The sequence below is a fragment of the Rhizobacter sp. P3_B12 genome (assembly GCF_056402895.1).
Genome location: NZ_JBFUGN010000443.1, coordinates 1 through 4,925, shown reverse-complemented (window position 1 = coordinate 4,925; position 4,925 = coordinate 1). Strand labels below are relative to the sequence as shown.

5 protein-coding genes are annotated in these 4,925 nt (G+C 68.8%); 2 read left to right on the top strand and 3 right to left on the bottom strand.

What is annotated here, in order from left to right; all coding sequences use genetic code 11:
* Together AC1D01_RS20760 and AC1D01_RS20755 are read right to left on the bottom strand one after the other, a co-directional pair.
* Positions 1 to 1,233: ligand-binding sensor domain-containing protein (locus tag AC1D01_RS20760; RefSeq protein WP_477869617.1), on the bottom strand; the 1,233-nt coding region annotated here is incomplete at its 3' end.
* Positions 1,234 to 1,241: 8 nt separating this feature from the next.
* A complete protein-coding gene (locus AC1D01_RS20755; protein ID WP_477869616.1) occupies positions 1,242 to 3,053 on the bottom strand; it encodes a response regulator in 1,812 nt (603 codons plus the stop codon).
* A 128-nt stretch (positions 3,054 to 3,181) separates the two neighbouring features.
* Here AC1D01_RS20755 and AC1D01_RS20750 point away from each other — a divergent pair, with 128 nt between their 5' ends.
* Positions 3,182 to 3,655 (top strand): hypothetical protein, encoded by a 474-nt coding sequence (locus AC1D01_RS20750; protein WP_477869615.1) that lies wholly within the window; start codon positions 3,182 to 3,184, stop codon positions 3,653 to 3,655.
* Between the two features lie 62 nt (positions 3,656 to 3,717).
* Positions 3,718 to 4,227: an ureidoglycolate lyase gene (locus tag AC1D01_RS20745; protein WP_477869614.1), complete on the top strand. Its 510-nt coding sequence runs from the start codon at positions 3,718 to 3,720 to the stop codon at positions 4,225 to 4,227.
* A 16-nt stretch (positions 4,228 to 4,243) separates the two neighbouring features.
* On the opposite strand, the gene AC1D01_RS20740 is transcribed toward AC1D01_RS20745, so the two are convergent.
* A partial coding sequence (locus AC1D01_RS20740; RefSeq protein WP_477869612.1) for an ABC transporter ATP-binding protein occupies positions 4,244 to 4,925 on the bottom strand: 682 nt, incomplete at its 5' end.

Sequence of the window (4,925 nt, the reverse complement as noted above, 5' to 3'; positions counted from 1 at the left end):
GCCGATCCACAGGGTGTCCGGATCTTCCGCGTACGCCGCGGTCACCGCGCCTTTGCCCAGGCTTTGCGGGACCGCTTGCTGGTGGCGGTACGACCGGAAGCGCAGACGCTCGGTGTCGAAGCGGTAGACGATCCCCGCCTTCGTCGTCGACCAGAAGCTCCCATTGCGATCCTTGAACAGGCCGACGACGAGGTCGTCGCGCAAGCCGTCGGGATCGTCGGGGTTGCTCTGGTACCAGATCGCGTGCGTGCGTTCCGGCGTCAGCTTCACGAGGCCGAGCTTGTTGGTCGCGAGCCAGAGCGCCCGGTCGTGATCCTCCTGGATCGACACGACGCCGGAGGAGGCGTTCGGCGTCTGCTCGCCGTTGCGGAACGCATAGACCGTGACTTCGCCGTCGGCGACGTTGACCGAGGCCAGGTCACCTCCGGAGGACAGACCGAACCACAGCGTTCCACTGCTGTCCTGAAACGGCCTCGACGGAAAGCCCGTGGGGACGAACTTGCGTCCGGAACCCGTCTCGAGCCTGATGTGGCGGATGACCTTGCCCGAGCGCCGATCGAGCGTGTAGAGCCCCTCGCTGCTGGTGACCCACAGGGTGCCGTCCTGCACGGCAGCCATCGCGATGACGCGCGTCTCGCCGACCGCGGGCGTGTAGCGCGGCCGATGGCAGGTCGTCTTCGACGTGACCGGATCGAGGGCCGTCACGCCGTCGTCCGTCGCGAGCCAGATCACCCCGTCCTGATCCTCGATGATGTCGTGAGCGATCGCGACGGTGCCGCAGCCGTCGTTGGGCGACCGGTATTGCGTGAAGCTGCCGGTCGCAGGGTCGTACCGATTGAGCGAGTCGTCGGCACCGATCCACAGCCGACCCGCGCGATMGCTCGCCAGCGAGTTGCCGATGAGGAAGCCGACGCTGTTCGCGCTCTGGCCATCCGGGACCTTCATGAACCCGTAGCCGTCGTAGCGCCGCAATCCGTCCGCGGTGCTCATCCAGAGAAACCCGTACCGGTCCTGCGCCATCCGTCGCACCCCGGGAGGCGCGGAGGGCGAGGGCAGCGGGTGAAACTGGATCGGTGCACCCACGGCGAGAGCAACGTCGACGACGCGGATCTCCTGCGCTCGAGCGAACCCGCAGATCGCCAGCGTGGCAAGCGCGGAGAACAGCGCAACGGCGTCACGGCCCCAACGCTTCATGTGGCCTCCGAGGCTCGCGCCTGCCCAGATCGGATTCACGCCGCCGCTCAGTCAGCGCCTGCGGTCGGGTCGGTCCGTGGCAGGCCGAGCTGCTCTGCGATGTGGGCCTGCAGCATCTCCAGGGACACGGGCTTGGTCAGGAACACGTTGACGCCGGCCAGCAGGCAGGCGGCACGGTGCTCTGCGGTGGCCGAGGCCGAAATCGCGATCACGGGCACCGCGTTCAGGTCGGCATCCCGCCGCAGCCGGCGCGTGGCCTCCATGCCGTCCACCAACGGCATCACGCTGTCCATCAGGATCAGGTCCGGCCGGAAGCTCCTCGCGGCCGCCAGCAATTCGCTGCCGTCGCAGGCCTGCGCCACGTCGAAGCCGGCGTTGGTGAGGAAGTCGCACAGCAGTGCGCGGTTCTCCGCCACGTCGTCGACCACCAGCACGCGCCGCGGCGGCCCCGGGTAGCGCGCCACGCCATGCACCTTCCGGGGGGCAGACTGCGCCGGCTGGGCCACCGGCAACGGCAGCTCCACCCGAAAGCGGGAGCCGTGACCGAACTCGCTGCTCACCTGCACCTGACCGCCCATGTCGTTCACCAGCGCGCGCGTGATCGCGAGGCCCAGCCCGGTACCGCCGCTGCGGCTGTGCACATCGCCCGCCTGCTCGAAGGGCTCGAAGATGCGGTCCAGATCGTCGGGGCGCATGCCGACGCCGGTGTCCTCGACGTCCAGCCGCAGCAGCACCTGCGCCGCGCCTGTCGGCTCGGCACTGGCGCGCAACGTGACCGTGCCCTGGTCGGTGAACTTGATCGCGTTGCCTGTCAGGTTCAGCAGCACCTGCCGCAGCCGGCGCTCGTCGGCCAGAACCGCCTGCGGCAAGCCTGCCCCGGCATCGAACACGAAAGCCAGGCGTTTCCCGTGGGCCTTGACCTGCATCAGGTTCACCACCGTCTGCAAGGCGTTCGCCAGGTTCACCGACTCCAGGTTCAGCTCCGTGCGGCCTGCCTCGATGCGTGCCAGGTCGAGGATGTCGTCGATCAGCGCGAGGAGGTGCTCCCCACTCTGATGAATGACGTCCACGCCGCGCGCTTGCCGTGCGCTCAGGCCGCCGTCCAGGGTCAGCAATTGCGCGTAGCCGAGCACGGCATTCAGCGGCGTGCGCAATTCGTGGCTCATGTTGGCGAGGAACTCGCTCTTCGCGCGATTGGCGGCCTCGGCGGCATGCCGGGCATCACGCTCGGTCTGGACCATGCCCCGATGGAGTTCGGTCATCGCGGCCTGCGAACGATCCTGGGTGTCCAGCTTCGACAGGATGTTCTGCACCTGGCCTTCAACCGTCTCTTCGCTGAGCCGGAGTGCCCGGGAGATCTCCTTGTAGGCGTTGCCCTGCGCGATGAATCGCAGGACGCTGATCTCTGCCGGCGTGAGGCCTTCGTCCGTGATCTGCTCGGCCAGTTCGAACGACACTTCCGAGGGAAGCACCTTGCGGCCGGCGTGCACCGCGCGGATGGCGTCGAGCAGTTCCTTGTGCAAGGCGCTCTTCAGCAGGTAGCCGCGAGCGCCGGCCTGCAAGGCGCGCTGCGCCTGGGCGTCGTCGGCATAGGTGGTGAGCACGATGATCCGAGCGTCGGGGAACTCGGCCCGGATCGCGCCGATCGCATCGAGCCCGCCCATCCCGGGCATCTGCAGATCCATGAGCGTGACGTCGGGGTGGTGCGCCCGGAACTGCTGGATCGCCTCGCGGCCGTTCGCCGCTTCGGCCACCAGGGCCATGTCCGTCTCCACGGACAGCAGTGTCTCGATGCCCTGCCGCACGAGCGGGTGGTCGTCGACACAGAGAACCTGGATGCGGGTCAGTTCTTCGGTCATTCGCAGATCTCGCTGGGTGCAGACATCTTGCGCAAGATGCCCGATCGGACCGGTAGCGATCTACTGTACGCCCCGCACCTCCGGGTTCACTGAACGATCATTGCGACGAAGCGCGCAAAGATCATTCCATGGATGCGCCGTTTATCAACCGGCCCAGCGTCAATAGAGTCTCGTTCATCCCCAGCACCCATCAGGAGACCGGCACACATGACAACGACGCGGGCAAGTACGCCGTGTCGACCGGCACCTCCGGCGACTTCCTGCCGGTGGAGTCGTCCAGCGTCCGCTTCGTGCTGCCGAGCAGCGATCCGTTCCTCAGCTGGGCGCAGACCGGCGCGATCTTCAAGGATGCAAAGCACCCGGCCGCAGCGAAGTTGTACGTCAGCTGGACGCTGTCGTTGCCGCGGGCCTCGAATCCGCGACCGTTTCCGATCCGCAAGGACGTCGCGCCACCGGCGGGCTACAARACGATCGACCAGCACAACACCAGCCCCGAGGACTTCCGCGCGTTCATGCGCGACCGTGCCCGTGTCGAGCGGCTCAAGAGCCTGTTCGAACGGCTGATCGGGCCGGTGCAAGGCATTTCGCCCCTGAAGGACTGAACGGTGTGGCGACGCCGGCGGCAGCCAGCGAATTGACGGAGGCAGCGGGCAGAATCTGCCCGATGAACCTGCCGCCGCCCCGTCGTCTCGTCCCGCAGCCGCTGACATCCGCAGCCTTCGCACCCTACGGCACCGTGCTGCAAGCCCCAGGCGGCAYGGGCCGGCCCATCAACGGTGGCACGTCGCAGCGTTTCGACCTGGTCGACGACCTGCAGCTCCAGCTGCAGGGTGGGCGGCCGGCGCTGGCGATCTTCCGCGCCACGGCCCGGCGCTTCCCGCACAGCGTCGACGAGATGGAACGGCACGCACTCGGCAGCCAGAGCTTCGTGCCACTTGGCGCGCGCCGCTTCGTGATCGTGGTGGCGGCCGCCGGCCCACTGCCCGAGGCGCCGGACCTGGCGGCCTTCATCACGGATGGCGAACAGGGCGTGACGCTCGCGCCGGGCACCTGGCACCACGCGCTGCTGGCCGTCGATGCCGGTGACTTCGTGGTGCTCGAACGGGCGGCGCCGCAGGTCGATTGCGACGTGCACCGACCGGCCCGGGCGGCCGTCGTCGATCAGGCCTGGTGAGCCAGGCGTTCGGCCGTCAAGGCAGCGCGCGCACCAGCCCGGCCGCGGCATCGGTGCGCAGGCAGCGCGCCTGGTGGCCCGGCGACAGCAGCACCGGCTCGGGTTGGAGGCTGCGGCATTCGGCCACCGCGAGCTTGCAGCGCTCGGCAAAGGCACAGCCCGGCGGCAATGCCGACAGGTCGGGAGGCGCGCCGCCGATGGTCTCGAGCCGGGTGCCGCGCGCCAGCGCGCCGTGGGCCCGGCTGCCCAGCAGGGCGATGGTGTACGGATGGCGCGGCGAGCGGATCAGCTCGCGGGCGCTGCCCTCCTCGACGATGCGGCCGGCATACATCACCGCGATGCGATCGGCCACCTCGACCGCCGCGCCGATGTCATGGGTGACGAAGATCACCGACAGCCCGAGCTCGCGCTGCAACTCGCGCAGCAGCAGCAGGATCTGGATCTGCACCGTGGCATCGAGGGCGGTGGTCGGCTCGTCGGCCAGCAGCAGTTGCGGCCGGCACGCCAGGGCCAGCGCAATCATCGCGCGCTGGCGCATGCCGCCCGACATCTCGTGCGGGTAGGCCGCCAGCCGGCGCTCGGGGCTCGGGATGCGCACCTGCTCGAACAGCGCCAGCGCGCGTTGTTTCGCGGCGGCCGCCGACACCTTCTCGTGCCGCCGGATGGATTCGACGATCTGCGCCCCCACCGAGTACACC

Coding starts and splice junctions, on each gene's coding strand:
- AC1D01_RS20755 (WP_477869616.1), bottom strand. CDS start 3,053: ATGACCGAAGAACTGACCCGCATCCAGGTTCTCTGTGTCGACGACCAC.